Raw genomic sequence first — 21755 nt, forward strand, 5'->3', positions numbered from 1 at the left:
TTGTATTATCGCTCATATACGGCACACTTCCAGCAATATCCAAATCCCCGGACGGTCTCAATATATGATTTCCCACCAAATGTTCCCAGTTTTTTCTTCAAACGGCTGATATATACCGTCAGTGTATTATCTTCCAACCCTTCCATTGACACACCAATCTGCTCCAGCAGCTGTTCCCTCTTTACTACTCTTCCCTTTTGTCTGACCAGTTCAGCACAGAGGCGATATTCCACCGGTGTAACAAGCAGCTCCTCTTCTCCCTTGTAAATCCGGTAAGCTCCTGTCTCCAATCGTAACTCCCCAGTCAGATATGCCTTTCTTCTGTCTCCCTCCGCCTTTTTTAACTGTACTTCCACTCTCGCCAGTAGTTCTCCTAACCGGAATGGCTTTCCAATATAATCTTCTGCTCCCATCTTCAGTCCTCGGATTACCTGCTCCTCCTCAAACGATGCTGTCAGAAAAATAATCGGAACTGCCGAGCAGGCTCTTATTTTTCTGCAAAGCTCATATCCATCTCCATCTGGAAGCCCGATATCCAAAATACATAGATCTATCTGCTGCTTCTGAAACTCCCAGAAACCTCTCTGCACTCCGTCTGCCTCCGTCACTTCATACTGTTCTTCTCGCAAAGTTTCTGCCAGCTGTTCTCTCATATCCCGCTGATCTTCCACCAGTAAAATCCGCTTCATCTTTTCTCTCCCTACCTCTCAGATCCTGATTTCCAAAACTTCTGATCTCTTCTATGCTTCTCTTAATTTTTATTATAAATCATCCTAATCCTACCCACAATCTTTTCCGTAAACTGCAAGATTCCTTATATTCTTTTCCGCCAAATCTCGAAAAAAGAAAAAGAAAGCCATCAAACATTTCTGTTCAATGCCTTCCTTTTTCATGCTTCTTTAGAAGTCCATATTTTTTGTAATCTGAAAGTCTCCTGCATCTTTGGACTTTACATTGATCCGGATCTGACAGTCTGCCAATGGCTCATGATTGACATCCAATATATATCCGACCTTTACATTGATATTATCCTCTGACACTTCCACTTCCATTTCTTTTGTATGGATACCGATCAGAAGCTGTCCATACGGTGTCTGGTAATATGTAAGATTCTTTTTATTCTTCTCAAATACCATGTGCACATTTGATACACCGCTCTTCATCACTTCCAAAGTGTCCTCTCCGGTAATCTTTATTCGATTTTTTGTAATGCCCGGTATGCCCTCTGTAACTTCATCGAATAAAATGTAATGTTTTCCATTTTTGAGGAAATAGTTAGCAGGAGCAACGACTTCAATAGGTTCATACTCTTTCTCCTCCTCCAGTACGTCCATCTGCAGTCCCGAAATACTTATTAATACGTCTTTTGTCATACTCTCACCTGTACTTTTTGTCTGTCATCTCTCATATTGTTGCATTCTAATATTCTTCAATATTGATCTGCTTTGTCGTCTCAATATCATACGGCAAAATAGAATTGGCAAACTGCTTGAACTTATCTGCCGCATCACTGACATAGAAGGAATACTCTCCATGTTCTTCCTGGTCATTCACCGGAGTGTCTCTGAGCATCTCTTCTTCCTCCAGAAGCCGCTTAAGATCCATTGCAGTCTCATATGCCGGATTCACAAGATGAATCTTTTCTCCCATATATTCCCGGATTGTTGAGCGTAAGAGTGGGTAATGTGTGCAGCCAAGAATCAGTGTATCGATATCAGATTCTCTCATATCTGACAGATAGATATCAATGACTTCCCGGGTAATCTTATGTTTTGCAAATCCTTCTTCCACAAGCGGCACAAACAGGGGACATGCTCTTCCGGATACACTGATCTGAGGGTCCTCTGCCTGTATCAGTTTTTTATAAATCTCACTTTTTACCGTCGCCTCTGTACCGATCACTCCGATTTTTTTATTGATTGTCTCTTCCCTTGCCGCCCTCGCTCCCGGTGCAACAACACCGATGATCGGGATCTTAAATTCTTTCCGCACCGCATCCAGAGCAAGCGCACTCGCTGTATTGCAGGCAATCACAATCGCCTTCACTTCCTTCGTCAGCAGGAAGCGGATAATCTGACGGGAATAGCGGATAATTGTAGTTTCCGACTTGCTTCCATAAGGTACTCTTGCAGTATCTCCGAAATACACAATACTCTCATTAGGAAGCTGCCGCATAATCTCCCTTGCCACTGTAAGTCCTCCGACTCCGGAGTCAAATACGCCGATCGGCATATCTTTCTTATTCTCTATCTTCACAACATTTCTCCTTCTATCTGCCATATCTGTTCTCTATTGTACCCGCTTATCAGGCAGATTTCAAGGGCATGTTCCCTTTACTCAAAATCCCGGTCCAATGAGAAGCAAAAAAAGAACATTTTCAATCATCCCCCGTCACTGGATGCCCGTCCGAATTGAAAATGTTCTTTCTTCCTTTGTCAGTCAGAGAAAACCATCTGCTCTGCCGTCCTCACAGACAGATTGTTTCTCTTATAAAATCACTAAATTGCCAGTTTTTTCGCAATCTCAAGCTGATACTCTGGAAGCTTCTTTTCCATGTTCAGCGCTTCATCAATATCCACATCAATATATTCACCATGCTTGTATCCTACCACACGGTTCGTCTTTCCTTCGCAGAGAAGTTCTACTGCCTTTGCACCCATAATGGAAGCATACACCCTGTCCTTTGCTGTCGGGCTTCCACCGCGCTGCATGTGTCCAAGGATCGTCGCTCTTGTCTCCATTCCAGTTGCTTCTTCGATTCTCTTTGCCATGTTGATAGAGTCTCCGACACCTTCTGCATTGATGATAATATAATGTTTCTTTCCGCGATCTCTGTTCTCAATAATTCTCTTGATAATTTCTGACTCATCGTAATTGTGCTCTTCTGGAAGCAGGATCTCCTCTGCACCGTTGGCGATTCCACACCACAATGCCAGATACCCTGCATCTCTTCCCATAACCTCTACAATACTGCAGCGCTGATGAGAAGTCGAAGTATCACGCACTTTATCAATTGCTTCCATTGCGGTATTCACCGCTGTATCAAAACCGATCGTATACTCTGTACAATCAATATCCAAATCGATTGTTCCCGGGATTCCGATTGTATTGATTCCGAGATTTGCAAGCTTCTGTGCTCCGGCAAAAGAACCGTCTCCACCGATGACAACAAGCCCTTCAATTCCGTATTTCTTACAGATTGCAGCAGCCTTCTGCTGTCCTTCTTCTGTACGCATTTCCTTACATCTGGCAGTCTGGAGAATCGTACCTCCTCGCTGAATTGTATCAGATACGTCTCTTGCTGAAAGATCGATGATCTCCTCTTCCATCAGTCCCTGATATCCTCTTCTGATCCCTCTTACTCTAAGTCCTTTCCCCAAAGCTGTTCTGACTACGGAACGGATTGCCGCATTCATTCCCGGAGCATCTCCACCACTTGTCAGGACACCGATTGTGCGTATACGCTTTGCCATGATATTACCTCCATTTACCTATACCTAAATATTATTATTATTTATATATTTTGTGATTATTTTAACATACTTAAAATTTGTTTTCAATGCATTTTTCGACAACTTTCACACGTTCTTCCCCATAATAATTTGTCAGTCTGCTCAAAATATTCGGTTCAATCCCAATGTTCCAGTTACGCGGAAGGCGTTTTACTGCTTTCTCTGCCTTACAATAAATTACAACTGTGTCATCTCCTTCAGAATCCTGGAGCATGCCCATCAAAAGCTTTTCTTCCGCAAGATAACTATTTTTGTCTGCAAACTGGATCCAAAGTTCTCTCTTTACTTGATGAAACGGAATAATCTTCTCACAGATCAGTTTGCTAGGACGGTCATCTTCCTCAGAAACTCTTCCTTTGACAAACACCTTCTTATCTTCTTCCAAGTATTGTCTGTTCGCCTCATAATCTCTCGGGAACACGACAACTTCCACCGTTCCGAGCAGATCTTCCACGGTAATAAATGCCATCATTTGATTTGTCTTCGTATGCTTGATCGTCTTCCCTACGATCATTCCTCCGATGATTTCTTTCGCACCGTCATGCACCTTTGTCCGGTTTGTCTCCTCATCAAGCTGAAAGTCCAGTGTAGTTGCCGACACACTTTTCTTCCACTGCTCTTCATAGGCATCTAATGGATGCCCGCTGATATAAACACCAAGCACCTCCTTCTCAAATGCAAGAAGCGTCTCTTTTTCATATTCTCCAACATCCGGAAGCTGGATCTCAAATTCTTTCTTCTGATCTTCGTCGACAAAATCAAACAGTGACATCTGCCCGCTCATCGAAAATTTCTTTTCCTGATTGACATTGTCTACAATCTGAATATAGATCATCATAAACTGCTTTCTTGTCCCGCCAAGATTGTCTAGCGCCCCTGCTTTGATAAAGTTTTCAATACTTCTTTTATTTAACATTTCTTTTAAGGAAATCCGTTCAATAAAATCTTTCAGTCCTCGGTACAATCCATTTTCTTCCCGTTCACTTACAATTGCTTCAATGACCGGCTTCCCGATACTTTTGATCGCCGCCAGTCCATAGCGGATATTTCCCTCATCTACCGAGAATCCACTGACTCCGCGGTTGATATCCGGCGGAAGGATTTTGATGCCCATCTGCCTTGCCGCATAAATATATTCTGATACCTTTGTCGGATTTTCAATCACAGATGTCATCAGCGCTGCCATAAACTCAATGGGATAGTAATATTTCAAATAGGCTGTCTGATAAGAAACAACTGCATATGCTGCAGCATGAGATACCGATAGGTAAGACTTTGGTATTATCTCCATCTTTTCCCCCGGTCCACACCGGACATGCACCTTTCAGCGCATCCGGCGTTCCCCCGAAATTAGAATTAAACCAATGCTACTATGGCTGCTGCATTTTAACACATTGGTATAGGAATTAACGAATAAGTCTATCCCATATGCATGGTATACCTAAAGGTCTTGTTGACCCATTTGGCTTTGGAATTTCTTTTCTTCTAACTGGTTTTGGTCGGTATCCGTGTTTACTACCGCTCATGATAAATCTGACACGTTTCACCACTTCATCAGTAGTCATTTTTCCTATGTCTTTCATCGTGAGTTTATCGGTGCCAGGGGTTTGACTTCCCTTGTTTGCCTTGATTTCTCTGTAGGCAAGCTTGATATTTTCTTCAGAGAGTATAATATCCATTAGGTTGTCAAATGTTTTCCCTTCTTTACTCTTTCGATATAGTTCATCGAAAGTATCTACCATATTGTAGTATTCGGAGTGTCTTATACTTTCTACAACTTTAATCTTGTCTTTCTTTGTAGGCACAAGGCATCACCTCCTCTATTGGAATAGATTGAGTGACTTTTTTGTCTTACTCGAAATCCTTGTTGTAGATTCGATATTCCTATTATTCTATTTCCGGCTTGAGACCATTCCTCCATTCCCATTACAGGAACTTCTTCGGTTCGATCTCTACTTTTCAGCACCAGTTCAAACGCTTATTTTTCTTCGTCGTCTTAGATGTATTATTACATCCCTGATACCTTTCCTCGTACCAATAATCCTATCTGTACATATATACCCTTAGGTGCCTAGCTCTGATCCTGTTAGCTTGATAGTGCCTGTAACACTATATGGTCTTTCATAACAAAAATTCTTACTAAACCACACTAACGACGCGTCCGCGTCCTTATGAGTTTCCTCATAAGCTTCATATAGACTCTTAAATTCGCTGGTTCGTCAGCTGTGTAGATGCCACAGCATTCTCACCATAGGTATTTTATAGACCCCGGCATATCGTCATCCATGCCTTTCATAATCAATTCACACGGGCGGACTCTAGTCTCTTTTGTACCAATGTTACTAGCGATTATTACTTAGTTTAGGTTAACTTCTGCCGACTTCACCGAACTTCGAACTATTTAACTTTCGTTTTATATAGCCCGTCGGAGTATTAGGTAGGATGTTTCAGGGCGTTACTCCATCATTCCATCCTGTCGGATTATCAGTTCTCCTCTTAAATGGTTTCCCTTTTCATCATAGGGATTTCTTTATGAGTGCCAGTTCTTTGTTTATTTTAAACTGGAACGAGTCGAACATTTATTGAACGCATATTTTGCAAAATCAATCATTTCATCATAAATCTTATTCGCTGTCTTCTCATCAATTCCATTGTTCAGACATCCCGGAACTCCTTCATCAATATTGCCATAAACAAAACTCTGACGCTCCCGCTCCATGACATCCGCCTTTTTCTTTGACATCGCCCTTCGCAAAAGGTCACTTCGTCCAAGTGTATATCCGGCAAGATCACGCACAATCTGCATAACCTGTTCCTGGTAAACGATACATCCATATGTCGGTGCAAGGATTGGCTCCAGTTGTGGGCAATCATAAGTGATAGATCCTTTGTCATTCTTTCCTTTGATGTACTGTGGAATGAAATCCATCGGCCCCGGCCGGTACAGAGAAATACCGGCAATGATATCTTCCAGACTCTGCGGCTTTAGCTCTTTCATAAAGTTTTTCATTCCGGCGCTCTCCAACTGAAATACACCGTCAGTCTTCCCGGTTCCGATTGAATCCAATACCAGTTTGTCGTTGTAGTCAATCTCACCCATATCCAACTTGACTCCTGTCGCCTGCTCCACCAGGTTGACGGCATTCTGAATTACGGTCAGAGTTCTCAAGCCTAGGAAATAGTGATAGGTAACGAACACCGTCAGCATTATCTGTTACGGGTCGTTTTCCCCCACTTCACACCGTGCATGCGGCTTTCACCGCACACGGCGTTCCATCAAGAATAGTAGTCTTCGGTAAACTACTTTCGGGTTATGTCAGTGTATTCAACTTCCTTTGCTCAATCTTTTATCCATTTTCATTTACTCTTTGTCTTTATTATGCCTATACCCGCTTAGACATGCGATACAGAGCACCATTGGTACTGCTGCATATCCCGCACTCTTCATACCATTTGAGGATAGTACATAAAATGCACCAGCGAATGTTAGCATTGCAAAGATTATTGAAAGTGCTAATAATAACTTCTTTCTCCTTTCTAAAATGTATTCATCTTACCTACTTGGTAATTTGAATACTTTAGTAGAGATAAATCAGCTTGATTGATTATTTATTGATTGAGCAAGTTTCTTGCGGTATTTCGCAAGTTTTTTCATTGTTTTTTCTGACAAATCCTCAGGCTGAGATTCATTATGAATGAGTGTGTGGCAGTACTCATGTACTGTTATAAGGTTTTTGACCTTATTTCTTTGGCTGCTAGGTAATTTCGGTTCAACATGGTGAAAATGTGCCTCATTAGGTTCAACATATCCCCCGCAAATCTTGCATTTTCCCTTGTCTCTATTATACGTGTAAGGTCGATTCATAAAATACTCAAAATTGTAGAGAGGATGTTTGCTCATTCTGATATACCATGCATGGTCACTGGAATTTACTTCATCCGTTCGGACTCGAAGCCCTTTTCTACGCATTCTCTTATTGTACAATTCTCTACCTTCGGGTGTGTATGGATTTTCAGCTTGGTTTTTGCTTATTGGATTTTCCCACTTCGCAAAATTTATATCTGTAATTCCAATCCACATTCCTTTATATTCGACTGCTGGTATATGAGCTTTGTGTCCATAATGCAGTCCAATCAGGTTTGAGACTTGATTCGCTCTGACCCATTTACCTCCATAACGTTTCAGCGATTTATATGCCGTATACTTTAGTAACCATGCATACTTCCTCACCACAACGCTGATTTGGTCACACATATTATAGTAATTGATAAGTCCAACAATAATTGAATCCACTCGCAAAATGTTTTGGATTAGCCTTTCTCTATCCCATGTAGCGGTTTTCCTTACATAAAATAATTCTCGGCTTAAATCTTTCATTTTGCGGGCAAATCTTTCTTTGTCAGGAGAAACTCTATTAACCAGTGTCCCATTCTTGTTATACATCTTGATTTCTACACCAAGAAACTTGATAGGTCTACTGCATACATTCGTTATCAGTGTTTTTTCGTCTGAAAGTTCCAGTTTTAAGGTTTCTTTAAGATACCTTTTCGCCTTATATTTCAGTCGTTCAGCGGATTCCTTGCTATCCGTAAGAATAACCCAGTCATCTGCATATCTGATGAAGTAACAGGTTTTCAGATTGCTGTGATTTCTCATAGCGGTTAGTTCACCGTCTCTTCTTGAATGTTGCTTTTTAAGTTTCTTCCTTTCAAAATCACCTGTCATATAATTATCAAATCGATTTAGATAAATGTTGGCTAATAGCGGAGAAATGATACCACCTTGCGGTGTTCCAAGTTCGCTCTTTGCACATTCATCCATTACTCCTGCTCTAAGCATTTGTTTGATGATACTTAGTACCCTCTTGTCTCGGATTCCGATATTCCATAAGCTTTTAATCATTACATTGTGGTCAATGTTGTCAAAGAAACCTTTAATATCGCCCTCGACTGCCCAGTAGCATTTGGATGTCCAGTTTATACGCTTGATTCTTGCTATTGCCATATCTGCAGACCTCATAGGTCTAAAACCATATGAATGTTCAAAGAACTGTGCTTCTGCAATTGGTTCTATTATATTTCTTACGCATGCCTGTATAATTCTATCGATAATCGTTGGTATTCCAAGTGGTCTTTTTTCGGATTTACCAGGTTTTGGTATCCATACTCTTCGCACCATTTCGGGGTTGTAATTATATAATCTACTTTTTACTTCCTCTAGAACTTCATCGTATCCTTTTTCAAGGTAATCACTCATTACTTTCTTGTCGACGCCAGCAGTATTACTGCCTTTGTTTCCTTTGATTTTATGAATGGCTGATACTATGTTGGGTTCTGATGCAATAATTTCTAAGATACCTGTGAAATTACTTTGCTTTCTTTCTTCATAATTCTTCTTTGCCATCAGATAGACATTTTGTAAGAGTTCGTTAAGTTCCTTTTCAGTAGTAGGAACTTTATTAAGTTTTGTCCCCATAGGCAATCACCTCCTATGGTTAGTTCGTTTCGCTCAACGGCTACCTTAATAATTGAACATTCTTACATAACCCTATTCTTGACTATGCCCCTTCGCTCCACGGACATTACTCCGCTTCAACACTACTACGGGCTGCTGCCACTCGAATTCACAAGTCATTTCCTACTTGTTAGAAACTTTGACGCTTAAACATCTTAACATTTTCTTTCGAGTTTCAATTGTTCCATTGATTTTATCCTTTTATTATAGCAACTTAGCTGCCGTCTTTAACCCGTAAGCTATTCTTTCTTCCGTTAGCTGAATGGAATCAGAACGCATATCCTTTACTGGATACACACCGCATTCGCAATGGACAATACGAATACCGCAACTTAAATCCCTACAGGGATGACCCAACTTTCGTCGGGGTCGTTAAATTACGAGCCTTTCATACGACGGTTCCTGGTGAGTCAGCATATTGCATTTTACAGGACCCCCGACTTACTTTGCCTTCATATAACTTACTACCATATTTTCAAGCGGGCGGGCTCTAGCCTCTTTTAAACCAACTTTACTCGTATGTTTCTTTTACTTAGATGACTTTTCAGCCGACTTTACCGAGCTTCATACCTTTCAGTTTTAAGACCGATTAGCATGTCGGAGTATCAGGGATTAGAGTATCAGCATTTACTCTATAGTTGGGATTTCACCAACCTAATCAAATCAACAGTTAAGCAGAGTTCATTCTGCTCCGCTAACTTGTTTCCATTTCTGGAGTGTTTCGTTAGCGAACAATTCGCACATCCATTTTCAAAAGACCAAGTTCTTCCAGTGTCGTCATCGTAAACTGTGTCGTGATCGAACCGTCCGATGCTCTGGAAAGCGGCACATATTCGTCTACCGACTTCTGACTGATCACGACTCCGGCAGCATGCATCGACGTATGCCGTGGAAGCCCTTCGAGACGTTTGGACATGTCGATCAAATATTTTACCTGTTCGTCTGTCTCATACATTTTCCGGAACTCCGGATTCATTTTCAATGCTTTATCGATCGTGATATTTAGCTCTGTCGGAATCATCTTTGCGATCGTATCGACAAATGCATACGGCAGATCCATCACACGTCCTACATCGCGGATCACACCTCTTGCCGCCATTGTACCGAATGTTACGATCTGCACAACGCGGTCTTTCCCATATTTTCTCACAACATAATCGATGACTTCCTGACGCCGTTCAAAGCAGAAATCAATATCGATATCCGGCATGGACACACGCTCAGGATTTAAGAAACGTTCAAACAGAAGCTGATAGCGGATCGGATCAATATTCGTGATCCCAAGGCAGTACGAGACAATACTTCCCGCCGCAGAACCTCGCCCCGGCCCTACACTGATATCATTGTCCCTCGCATATTTGATGAAATCCCATACGATCAGGAAATAATCCACATATCCCATATTTTTGATCGTACTCAATTCATAGGAAAGACGTTCTTTTAATTCTTCTCCCGGATTTGGATACCGGCGTTCTAACCCTTCAAAACAGAGTTGATTCAGATACTCCCATGAAGTCATTCCCCCTGGCACATCGTATTTTGGAAGTTTCGTCACTCCAAATTCAATCTCCACATGACATCTGTCTGCAATCTTCTGCGTATTTTCCAGCGCCTGCCTTGCATATGGGAATAATTCGATCATCTCCTGCTCTGACTTGACATAATACTGTCCGCCTGCATAGCGCATCCGGTTTTCATCTGTCAGCTTTTTCCCGGTCTGAATACACAGCAGAATGTCATGCGGTTTCTCATCCTCCGCATAAGTATAGTGGACGTCATTGGTCGCCACAAGCTCGATCCCGGTCTCTGCCGCCAGCCGAATCAGACGCTGATTGACATCTGCCTGCTCGGTCAGCCCATGATCCTGAAGCTCCAGAAAGAAATTCCCCTTTCCGAAAATAGATTCATATCTCAGTGCTGCCTGTTTCGCTTCCTCGAACATTCCCCGAAGAAGATTTTTCTGTACTTCCCCTGCAAGACAAGCACTCAGTGCAATGATTCCTTCATGGTACTCTTCTAACAATTCGATATCAATTCTTGGCTTGTAATAATATCCTTCCACAAACCCTTTGGAAACAATCTTCATCAGATTCTGATATCCCTGATTATTTTCTGCCAACAATACCAGATGGTAATAGCGGTCCTCCCCGCCATTGATCTCATGGTCAAAACGTGACCCGGGAGCCACATACACCTCACAGCCAAGAATGGGATTGATGCCTGCAGCCTTCGCCGCCCGGTAAAAATCAATCACACCAAACATGACACCGTGATCGGTGATCGCAGCACTGTTCATCCCCAGCTCTTTTACCCTGGCAACGTACTCTTTGATTTTATTTGATCCATCCAGAAGACTGTACTCTGTATGGACATGCAAATGTGCAAAACTCATAGATGTTGCTGATTTCCTCCTTTTCTTCTCTTCCTGCCAATATCCGAAGCAATGAAAATACCATTTCCTTCTGAATCGGTCCGGCAGATTTTTATTACTCAAATATTTATTACAATGATTCTAAAATCTACGAATCCAGTATATCATCATTGAAACTCGCCGTCATTCCTTTTCTAATAGAAAAATCCTGCCCCTCAAAATGAAGAGCAGGATTTTCCTCCCAAAACCTTTTCAATTTCTTCTCGTTCCGGCATCACTCGCAGAGCGCCTTTTTTCGTCGTGATCAATGCAGCTGCTGCATTGGCAAACTGTAGCATTTCCCTTACCCTTTCTTTGTCTTGCTTCTGTATGCCATATCTTAATATGTAGTCCAGAAGGCAAGCGCAAAATGTATCTCCTGCTCCAGTTGTATCGATTGTGTCCTCCATCAAAAAGGCTTCTGCTTCCACAATCTCATTGCCAAAAAATGCTTTGCTTCCCTGATTTCCCATCGTTGCACAGACAAAAGGAATCTGATATTCCTCTATCAGTTTCTGTACTCCGCGATCAATGTCTGTTTCTCCTGTCATAAATGTAATCTCATTGTCAGAGATTTTCAACACATCGCACTGACTCATTCCAAATGCAATCTTTTCTTTTGCCTCATCTAAATGATTCCAAAGTGCCGGACGCAAATTAGGATCAAAAGAGATTATCGCACCATTTTGTTTTGCTGTCCAAATGGCATATTTTGTCGCTTCTTCTGCCTCAGACGATGTCATAGAAAGACTTCCAAAATGAAAAAGTTTTGTCTCTTTTAAAAGCGCTTCCTCAACTTCTTCTTTTCGAAGCATCATATCCGCACCGGGATTCCGATAAAAGGAAAACGTACGCTCTCCATCTGCTGCATTATGTACAAAAGCCAATGTCGTTGGGATTTTCTCATCATAGCAGATTCCCTCTGCGGAAATTCCCTGTTCTTTTACTACCGACACCAACATTTCTCCAAAAGAGTCTTTCCCTACTTTTCCAATAAATGCGGTATTTCTCCCCAGTTTCTGAAGCATTGCAAGTACATTGCATGGCGCTCCTCCAGGATTTGCCTCATAAATCTGATTACCCTGACCGCTGATTCCTGCACTGGTAAAATCTACCAGAAGTTCTCCTAATGCTACTACATCCATTGCCTTCCTCCTGCTCTTTAAATCAGTTCATGTTTTTCCACGTTGATTTTTACTGTTCCATCACAACAAAATACAATCTCTTCTGCTTCCATCGGCGTACAGATCGCTGTGGTAGACACCTGCTCCCCATCGTTAATAAATAATTCTATAGACTGTCTGTCCATAATAAAACGAAGTTTTAAAGGTTCTTTTTGTTCTGGAAGTTTCCACGCACGCTGACATACGATGTCCCTTGTCACACCGCAGTATGTTCGGTTCACTTCCATTATCTGTTTTTTTCTATAATAAGTATAACTGGTCGTATATTCTTGATTGTGTGCCAGTTCGATGCAAAATTCATCGAAGACTCCTTCGCAGATTTCCACTGTCAGATCTAAAATCCGCCCTTTCACTTCATCAAATTGCACCGTACCAGATACTTCCTGATTTTCCAAAAGGCAAGAATTCTTTCGATAGTTTTTCAATTCTTCTACCGGTTTCTGATATAACTTTCCATTTACATAATGTAATTCTCTTGGAAGTGTCATCATTCCCTGCCATTTTTGTTCTTCCGGAATTACGCAGGCATCCCAGGATTTCATCCACGCAATCAGGATTCTTCTTCCATCCGGCAATTCTGTCGTCTGCGGTGCATAAAAGTCTAATCCATAATCCAATGTTTTCGGCATCTCTTTTTGGAATGTATGTGTGTTTTCATCGTAATCTCCCACAAAATATACAGAATTATTTCCATTATGAAATTCGTATTTCTGTGCTTTCATATTCTGCGGCGAACAGATTAGAAAATATTTTTCATCCAATGCGAAGAAATCCGGACATTCCCACATGGTCCCCACTTTGCCGTCACTGTTTTCTGCCAGTACAGTTTCAAATTTCCAATCTTCTAAATTTTTGCTGGAAAAAAGAACAACCTGTCCTTTTTGTTCTGCATTTTTATTCCCTACGATGAGATAATAGGTATCCCCTTTTTTCCATACTTTAGGATCACGGAAATCAATCCGGCTACAGTTCTCCGGCATCAGTTCTCCAGTCACTACAGGATTTTTAGAAGATTTCTCATAAGAAATTCCATCTCCATATGCAATGCATTGATTCTGTCGCTCTTCTTCTCTTCCATCTTCCAGTACTTGTCTGCTCACACCAGTATAGAGAAGCACGTGTTTTCCATTTGCTTCCAGAGCGCTTCCTGAAAAACATCCCAATGCATCATACTTTTCATCCGGAGCCAACGCCACAGGAAGATTTTCCCATGAAATCATATCCTCGGAGACACTGTGTCCCCAGTGCATCGGTCCCCACTCTCTTGTATAAGGATGGTACTGATAAAACAGATGAATTTTCCCATCATAAAATGAAAATCCATTTGGGTCATTCATCCAGCCAATCGGTGGTGTGATATGAAACACCGGTTTTTCTTCGGAAGAAATCTCATTTTGTCTATTTTTTTCATATTCTCGCGCTCTTTCTAATTTTTCACTCACGCTCTGATCACCTGTCTTTCTATTCATTCTTTAAGGATTCCTGATATTGATCAAAATATTTCTGCTTGATTTTTAAATAATCGGATAGTCCATACTGCTCCATTTTTTTCAGATAGCTATCCCACTCTTCTTCAATTCCGCCATTTAAAATCCAGTCTGCTTTTTTCTGTTCTGCATACTTCTTGATATCAGTATCGTACTGAGATACTTTATTCGTATCTGCAATGCTCATAAATACATTTGGGTATACATACTTGCTGTTCATGTCCTCCAAGTATACTTCATGCATATTATCGAGACGCCATTTTGCATCCGTAGGCTGTGTCACATAAGTATCGTAATACTCATTTAATATTGCCAGTGGTCCATTGACCGACTGTGCCTCTCGGACTTCCACCGGAGACTGCTCTCCAAGGTCCATATGCTTTAACATTTTTTCGCCCTGTGCATTCTCACTCATCTCAAAAATATTAAAGGAATCTTTTTCTCCATAGGTTCCCCAGTTATTCTGCGGAGACTGTAACGGAGCATACATCTGATCGATCCACGCAGCCGCCAGTGCAGTATTTCGGCAACTTGTTGTCAGTACACAGCGTCCTCTGTCAAACCCACTCGTTTCACTGTTATTCTGTCTTGTAATGTTTACCAGTCCTTCTGGGCCTGCGAGCGCTGGCAGCATAACATAGTCCTCATAATTATCAATATTAGAAATATCCCATGTGAAGCAAAGCCCATAACGATGGCTCTTTCCTTTCGCTACATAAGTAGACCACTCTTGTGTGAAAGCTTCCGGATCGACCAAATCCTGCTCTACCAGCCCATGCAGCCATTGAATACCTTCTTTATATCCTTCCTGCACAGTGGTATAGATCACTTTTCCTTCATCTGTCACCGCAAAATGATCCCCCGTGTCCCCATAGCCTTCTCCGAATCCATTGATTAAGATTCCTGGATCCTGATCTCCATTATTGATGATAAAAGACATTGGGATAACATCTCCCTCTATTTCAAATTCGCTTTCCAAAAGATCTGCATTATCCCGAAAAGCGATCAGTACCTGTTCTAGTTCTTTTGTCGTATCCGGTACTTCCAGTCCTAAAAAATCCAGCCACTTTTTATTGATATAAGGAATATTGCCAATTGCCTGAATCGCTTCTTTTCCCTCTCCAAGCTGTTCAATCCACGGAAAGGAATAAATATGTCCATCCGGAGCTGTGCACATTGTTCTGTATTCCGGATACTGTTCAAATACCGCCTGCAAATTAGGCATGTATTTGTCAATCAACTCCTCCAGAGGAATAATGATTCCTTGTTTTGCATAGCGTAAAAGATCATAATCATTCATCCCCGCATTGAAAAGCCCATCCGGAAGATTTCCAAATTGAGCCAACGCAAGATTTTTCTTATCTGCAAACTGGTCTGCCACAAAACAGGTCCAGTCAATATGTACGTTCGTCTGTTTCTCCAGTCTTTTGAAGATCTCTCTTTGATTTGGATCTTGTGTAGAAGTTGCCGGCGCATTGGTAATAAATGACAGTTCCGCTTTTTCTTTTAATGGAAATGCTACTTCTTCCACTGGTGTATCCGGATTGATCTCTGCTTCCATCTTCTTTCCGTCTCCGCATCCCACAACAGAACATGCAAGCACCAAAGATAATCCTGCTGCAATTACGGTATTCTTCTTTCTTCTCATGCTGCTGCCTCCTAACCTTTCACTGAACCGACCATAATACCCTGATCAAAATATTTTTGGAAAAATGGGTACATGATCAATAATGGTAAACTTGATACAACGATTGTGGCATATTTCAATAATTCTGCCACTTTCGCCATCTCTGCCGTACTTTGGATATCCGCGATCATTCCCGGCTGCGGCGTATTCTGCACTAAAATAGACCGAAGCACAAGCTGCAATGGCTGCAGATCCGCATCATTTAAGTAAATCAATGCATCAAAATAGCTATTCCACATTCCCACAAAAGACCACAATGCCAAAACAGCGATGATCGGCTTGCAGACTGGAATCATGATTTTAAAGAAATGCTGAAGCTCGCTTGCCCCATCCAGCGCAGATGCTTCCCGCAACTCTTTCGGTATTGATTGATAGTAAGTTCTTGCAAGAATCATATTCCAAACATTAAATGCCCCCGGAATCAAAATCGCCCAAATCGTATTCACCAGATGTAACTGATTGATCAAAATAAAAGTCGGAATCAATCCTCCTCCAAAAAACATGGTAATGATGAAAATCACATTAAAAAATCCTCTTCCGACAAAATCTTTTTTTGACATCGGATACGCAGCTAACAATGTGATAAACACCGAAATGACTGTAAATGCTGTGGAATAGAAAAAGGAATTGAAAAATCCTCTCCAGATCATCTCATTTTCCAGTACTCTCCGATAGGCATCTAAGGTCCATTTCTTAAAATCAAAGCTGATTCCCTGACTGTTCAATACATTTGGATCCATAAAAGAAGCTGCTACAACATATACAAGCGGAATGATAATCGCAAGTACAAATAAACCTAACGCGAAATATCCAACTCCCAAGATCAGTCTATCTGACATTCCCAGTTTTCTTTTTCTTCCTGTTGCCTTCATTTTTGCACCTCCTATAATCCTTCTCCATCATTAAGCTTCTTCACGATCAGATTTACCGCGATCAATAAAATAACATTGATAACCGAGTTGAACAGACCGACCGCTGTTGAATATCCGTAATCGCCATTCAGCAGACCAATTCGATAAACATATGTTGATAAAATTTCTGATGCCGGAAGATTCATCGAAGTCTGTAATGCATATGCCTTTTCAAATCCGATGCTCATAATATTTCCTGCCTGCAAAATAAACTGAATGACAATAATGTTTTTGATGGCCGGAAGTTCTACATAACGAATCTGCTGAAAAATATTTGCACCATCTACGATTGCCGCCTCCTCTAAATCCTTACTTGCGTTGGAAAGCGCTGCCGTATACATGATCGAAGCCCATCCAGCTCCCTGCCAGATTCCACTGGCGATATAAATGGTACGAAATGCCTCCGGCATTGCCATCCAGTTTGTGTTGATTCCAAGCACCTGATTGATCGGACCTACCGGTGACAAAAACATCCTAACCATACCACAGAGAACGATCACTGAAATGAAATTTGGTGCATAAATCAATAATTGAATATTCTTCCGCAGTCCAACCTTTCGAATCCGATTTAGCAACAATGCTAAAATAATCGGTACCGGGAATCCCCATAAAAGCCCATATGCACTCAATTTCAATGTGTTCAGCAAATAATTCATAAAATCTGGTGAAGACAGGAATCTCTTAAAATACTCCAGACCTACCCACTCACTTCCAAAAATCCCTTCGATGACATTGTAATCCTCAAATGCGATCAATACTCCACTCATTGGGATATACTTAAAAATAATCGTCAAAAGAAGAGCTGGCATTAAAAAAATCACATACAACTGCCAGTTCTTTCTGACATACGCCAGCTTCTGCCTCATTGTCTGCTTTGCAGAAACTGTTTTCTTTCTCGCAAACGTCCTCATGCTTTGTTCCTCCATTTTCTTTTCCTCTTTTATAAACCGGTTCCGCAACCGATAAAGTAACCGGTTACTTTTGATTTGATACTACAATAAAATTGCTCCTCTGTCAACATTTTTTCCAAAAAATCACTCTCTTTTCTCCCACTCTAAATAACCGGTCACTTTACCAGTTATTTTTAAATTGCTTTTTACAGTTGTTCTTGCTATACTAATGTTAATTTATAGAAAGAGGCGTTTTATTATGAGCAAAAAGAAAGTCACCTTTGCTGACATTGCAAAATATACCGGATTCTCCAAGACAACTATCTCCAGATATTTTAATGACCCGGATTCCCTGACTCTGGAAAATCAGGAAAAAATTGCAAAAGCACTGGACGAGCTTGATTATCAGGAAAACAAACTCGCAAAAGTTCTCGCAAATGGAAAGAGTGAATTTGTCGGCATCATTATCCCGAACCTTTATCTACACTATTATTCTGAGATGTTGAATCAGCTTTTATCCAGCTACACAGACTACCATTACAAATTTCTTGTATTTGTAAGCAGCGACCAGAAAGAACTGGAACAACAATATTTAGATGAGCTGATGGCATATAAGATTGAGGGATTGATTGTCTTAAGCCACACGTTTCCTTCAGAAAAACTGGCCTCCTATCATATTCCGATCGTTGCTATCGAGCGGGAAGCAGAACATATCTGCAGCGTCAACACTGACAATTATATGGGAGCCGTACAGGCAGCCACTCTCCTGATTCGGAATCAGTGTGAAATCCTCATTCACGTCAATGTTCCGGTTCCTAAGCAGGTTCCCGCTTACAATCGTATCCGTGGTTTTGAAGATACCTGCATCGAACACCATGTTCCTTATGAACTGATGCTGCAAGATCTTGGTTCCACTTATGAGACAACTTACGAAGCAATCAAAAAAGTTTTTGTCAAAATTGACAATGCTTATCCAGGAAAGAAAAAAGGTGTTTTTCTCGCCAATGATACCTATGCAAATATTTTTCTAAACCTAGTTTTTCAAAAATATGGAACATTACCAGAAGAGTATCAGATCATGGGATTTGACAATTCCCCTATTGCGAACGAGGCAATCATCCCTATTTCCACTATCGGACAACAGATCGATCAAATTTCCAAAACAGCTATGGAACTTCTGATCCTCCAAATGAACGAGATGAAGAAAAGGCAGCCCGTTCCTTTAAGCGAACCGATTCATAAGCAGATTACTCCTGTTTTGATCCGCCGGAATACTACGGATTAAATGCGGTCAAAAAATCTCCTTTGCACAGAAAAGAAAACACTCAAAAAGGAACTGTAATACTATTTTCTTAGTACAACAGTTCCTTTTATTTCGGAGTATTTTACCTATATCAAATCATTTCTTCTGCCTATTTCATCACAATGGAATCTTCTTTGATCTCAATCTTTCTCTCCTTAAGCAGTCTTCCCACTGCTCTTTTGAATGCATTTTTGCTCATGCCCAGTTCTTTTTTAATCTTTTCTGCGTCTGCTTTATCATTAAACGGCAGCTTTCCATCGCATTTTTTCATAATGCCAAGCACATACTCTGCATCTTTATCCATCTGCGCCGGAATTTTCTCGCGGATGCTTAAATCCAGCTTTCCGTCTTCTTTGACCGCAGTAACTCTTCCAGTCACCTCTGTTCCGACACGGAAATTTTTAAAAACTTCTTTTCTTGGGATCAGCGCAGAATATTTATTATCTACGGCAACAAAGACTCCAAAACGATCACTGGTGTCATAGACAATCCCATGTACCATATCATCTTTCTTATACGGAGAATCTGTGCGAAGAAGACCGTATACTTTCATTGTTGCACAAAGTCTCTGACTTTTGTCAATATAAAGTGTCACAAGACATTTATCTCCTTTTTCCACTTTTGCTGTCTGTTCTTTAAATGGAAGGAACAGATCCTTTTCCAGTCCCCACGACAGAAATGCCCCGAATTTTCCTACATCTGCAACTTCGAGCACTGCCAATTCTCCGACTTTCAATTCCGGCTCATTGGTCGTGGCGATCAGACGGTCGCTGGAATCCTTATACAGAAAGACCTCAATCGGATCTCCCACTTCAATGTCCTCCGGAACCTGCTTTTTCGGAAGGAGCACTCTTTCTTCATCACTTCCCAAATACACTCCAAAATCCACGATTTTTACTACTGTCAATACTTGTTTTTTCCCTAACTGCATCCTAATTTTCTCCTCTTACTTGCACGATCGCATATGGTCTTTCCTTTTCATCTCCAAGCACGATCGTTGTGTTGTCTTGTTCCTCTATCATAGACGGATAAATCATATCTCCGTACACTGCTGATTTTTTGTACTCAACCCTCAGTTCCCTGATCTTAGACGGCGTTCCCATCTCTTCCCAGACATCCAAGGCCATCTGCACATACTGGCTATTGTTCACATGGTGATTCGTATCGATCTGATGTCTTCTCACTGGAAATGGCTCGCCCTGCTTTCGTTCTTTTGGCAGAGGGATCTTTCTTCCTGCATATTCCATCGGAAGCGGTTCCTCTGTTCCATATCCTGCGATTTCCTGAGGCTGTGGTCTTACCGGACGCCCTTTTTTCAGATCCATGAATACCCATATGGAATAGGCATAAGCGATTTTACTACCTTTTGCATCGGTCATCACAAAATTTCTCGTCCCATACAATCCGTCAAATCCGGTCGCGAACGTCTCTACCGTAACTTCCTCACCAAGTTTTGGCCGACGCTCGATCACAATCTGCCAGAAAGACAATACCCATGCTTTCTGATGCTCCTCCATATATTCACATCCGACCCCAAGTTCTTCTGACTGGAAGGTACTGCAATCTTGAAAATAATTGACAAGATTGGGAATGGTCAGTTTCCTTTCCCCATCGACTTCGCTGTATCTGATCCGTTGTTTCCACTGATATTTCATTTCTCTGCGCCTCTTTTACTTTTCTTTCTCATTGATAAAACTTGTCTCCACGGTGATCACACACTGGTATCTGGAATCTCTCTCCCGGATACATCTGACAAATAAGTCATGCAGCTCCCTCTGCTTTGCCTGATCATATTCATGTGGCACTACCATGTCAAAGATCAGATTGATCTGGTCTTTGCCGTCTACCATTCGGAAATCATGGATACTTGCATCTACGTCCAGCGACTGCAGCACTTCTTCTGCCATCTTTCTCGCTGCAAGTACTGTCTCATCTTTCGTCTCAACGGGATCCATATGAATGACAAGAAAAATGCCAAGCTGCTTGAGCGCATCCCGCTCAATCCGGTCGATCACCTCGTGTGATGCCTCAATGTCTGTATCGTTAGGAACCTCTGCATGGATGGATGCCATACTTTTCCCAGGTCCGTAATTATGTACGATCAAATCATGGCTCCCTACAATCCCATCATACTGCTCTACAAATTTTGTGATCTGTACATAGACTTCCGGGGAAACCGCTTCTCCGATCAATGGCTCCAGTGTGTCTTTTGCAATGCTGATTCCTGCCCACATCACGACAAGTGACACTCCCAGTCCTACAAATCCATCGATATTAATTCCCGTCACTCCAAAAACAATCAGCGAAAGAATCGTCGCTGAAGTTGTGATCACATCTCCGATCGAGTCGGCCGCTGTCGCCAGCATCACCTGGGAATGGATTCGTTTTCCTAATTTCTTATTGAACATTCCAAGCCACAGCTTGATTCCGACAGAAAGCAATAATATTATAACAGAAATCAACTGAAAGTGCATCTCCTGCGGATGCATGATTTTCTGAATCGCATCTTTCAAAAAGGTAAACCCGACCTCAATGACAAGGAAAGATACTACCAGTGCAGAAATATACTCGATTCTTCCATGCCCAAACGGGTGATCTTTATCTGCGGGCTTACTTGCGATCCGAACTCCTACAAAGCTTATGATGGAAGATCCCGCATCTGACAGGTTGTTAAATGCATCTGCCATAACCGAAATACTTCGCAGAACAAACCCGATACTTATTTTTATCAAGAATAATAACACATTACAAAAGATGCCGACGACACTCGCCAGCATCCCATATCTTGTCCGGACTACGTTGTTTCCTGTCTCTTCATAGTCTTTTACAAATCGTTTTACTAACCAATCGGTCATA

At 41.4% G+C, this 21755-nt stretch carries 14 protein-coding genes and 4 pseudogenes; 1 reads left to right on the plus strand and 17 read right to left on the minus strand.

What is annotated here, in order from left to right:
• Positions 1 to 5: 5 nt before the first annotated feature.
• The 14 genes and pseudogenes from EDD74_RS06055 to EDD74_RS06125 all read right to left on the minus strand — a co-directional run bounded on the left by EDD74_RS06055 (position 6) and on the right by EDD74_RS06125 (position 17617).
• A complete protein-coding gene (locus tag EDD74_RS06055; RefSeq protein WP_116441071.1) occupies positions 6 to 689 on the minus strand; it encodes a response regulator transcription factor in 684 nt (227 codons plus the stop codon).
• A 210-nt stretch (positions 690 to 899) separates the two neighbouring features.
• Positions 900 to 1373, minus strand: coding sequence for a YwiB family protein (locus EDD74_RS06060; protein WP_008977054.1), 474 nt, complete (start codon positions 1371 to 1373; stop codon positions 900 to 902).
• A 46-nt stretch (positions 1374 to 1419) separates the two neighbouring features.
• A complete protein-coding gene (gene murI, locus EDD74_RS06065) occupies positions 1420 to 2256 on the minus strand; it encodes a glutamate racemase (protein ID WP_009263356.1) in 837 nt (278 codons plus the stop codon).
• Between the two features lie 242 nt (positions 2257 to 2498).
• Complete coding sequence (gene pfkA, locus EDD74_RS06070) at positions 2499 to 3473, minus strand: 6-phosphofructokinase (RefSeq protein ID WP_008977056.1); 975 nt, start codon at positions 3471 to 3473, stop codon at positions 2499 to 2501.
• A gap of 70 nt (positions 3474 to 3543) precedes the next feature.
• Positions 3544 to 4773 (minus strand): annotated as a pseudogene (locus EDD74_RS06075) (helix-hairpin-helix domain-containing protein); the annotation flags it as partial.
• A gap of 148 nt (positions 4774 to 4921) precedes the next feature.
• Positions 4922 to 5254 (minus strand): annotated as a pseudogene (locus tag EDD74_RS06080) (group II intron reverse transcriptase/maturase); the annotation flags it as partial.
• An 836-nt stretch (positions 5255 to 6090) separates the two neighbouring features.
• A pseudogene (gene dnaE / locus EDD74_RS06090) lies at positions 6091 to 6690 on the minus strand (DNA polymerase III subunit alpha); the annotation flags it as partial.
• 414 nt (positions 6691 to 7104) lie between these two features.
• On the minus strand, positions 7105 to 8988 hold the full coding sequence (gene ltrA / locus EDD74_RS06095; RefSeq protein ID WP_116441069.1) for a group II intron reverse transcriptase/maturase: 1884 nt from the start codon (positions 8986 to 8988) through the stop codon (positions 7105 to 7107).
• Positions 8989 to 9769: 781 nt separating this feature from the next.
• Positions 9770 to 11419, minus strand: a pseudogene (dnaE, locus tag EDD74_RS06100) (DNA polymerase III subunit alpha); the annotation flags it as partial.
• 194 nt (positions 11420 to 11613) lie between these two features.
• Positions 11614 to 12582 carry a carbohydrate kinase family protein gene (locus EDD74_RS06105; RefSeq protein WP_116441068.1) on the minus strand — a complete coding sequence of 323 codons (969 nt, stop codon included), beginning with the start codon at positions 12580 to 12582 and terminating at the stop codon, positions 11614 to 11616.
• A 17-nt stretch (positions 12583 to 12599) separates the two neighbouring features.
• Entirely contained in the window at positions 12600 to 14090 is a 1491-nt protein-coding gene (locus EDD74_RS06110; protein WP_116441067.1) for a glycoside hydrolase family 32 protein, read from the minus strand.
• Entirely contained in the window at positions 14083 to 15756 is a 1674-nt protein-coding gene (locus EDD74_RS06115) for a type 2 periplasmic-binding domain-containing protein (protein WP_008977065.1), read from the minus strand. Before EDD74_RS06115 ends, EDD74_RS06110 begins: the two co-directional genes overlap by 8 nt.
• 11 nt (positions 15757 to 15767) lie before the next feature.
• Positions 15768 to 16667, minus strand: a complete 900-nt coding sequence (locus EDD74_RS06120) for a carbohydrate ABC transporter permease (RefSeq protein WP_009263361.1) — start codon at positions 16665 to 16667, stop codon at positions 15768 to 15770.
• Positions 16668 to 16678: 11 nt separating this feature from the next.
• Positions 16679 to 17617, minus strand: a complete 939-nt coding sequence (locus tag EDD74_RS06125) for an ABC transporter permease (RefSeq protein WP_016441357.1) — start codon at positions 17615 to 17617, stop codon at positions 16679 to 16681.
• 238 nt (positions 17618 to 17855) lie between these two features.
• On the opposite strand from EDD74_RS06125, the gene EDD74_RS06130 reads away from it, so the two are divergent.
• Entirely contained in the window at positions 17856 to 18881 is a 1026-nt protein-coding gene (locus tag EDD74_RS06130; protein ID WP_116441066.1) for a LacI family DNA-binding transcriptional regulator, read from the plus strand.
• Between the two features lie 127 nt (positions 18882 to 19008).
• Here the strand turns inward: EDD74_RS06130 and EDD74_RS06135 are convergent, their stop codons facing one another.
• Genes EDD74_RS06135 through EDD74_RS06145 form a run of 3 tightly spaced genes read right to left on the minus strand, consistent with a single transcriptional unit; the run spans position 19009 to position 21754 of the window.
• Positions 19009 to 19830 carry a CvfB family protein gene (locus tag EDD74_RS06135; RefSeq protein ID WP_009263364.1) on the minus strand — a complete coding sequence of 274 codons (822 nt, stop codon included), beginning with the start codon at positions 19828 to 19830 and terminating at the stop codon, positions 19009 to 19011.
• A 1-nt stretch (position 19831) separates the two neighbouring features.
• Complete coding sequence (locus tag EDD74_RS06140; protein ID WP_016439532.1) at positions 19832 to 20554, minus strand: acyl-[acyl-carrier-protein] thioesterase; 723 nt, start codon at positions 20552 to 20554, stop codon at positions 19832 to 19834.
• 15 nt (positions 20555 to 20569) lie between these two features.
• A complete protein-coding gene (locus EDD74_RS06145) occupies positions 20570 to 21754 on the minus strand; it encodes a cation diffusion facilitator family transporter (RefSeq protein ID WP_116441065.1) in 1185 nt (394 codons plus the stop codon).
• Between the last annotated feature and the right edge of the window lies 1 nt (position 21755).

The sequence above is a fragment of the Faecalimonas umbilicata genome (assembly GCF_004346095.1).
GTDB classification, from domain to species: Bacteria; Bacillota; Clostridia; order Lachnospirales; family Lachnospiraceae; genus Faecalimonas; species Faecalimonas umbilicata.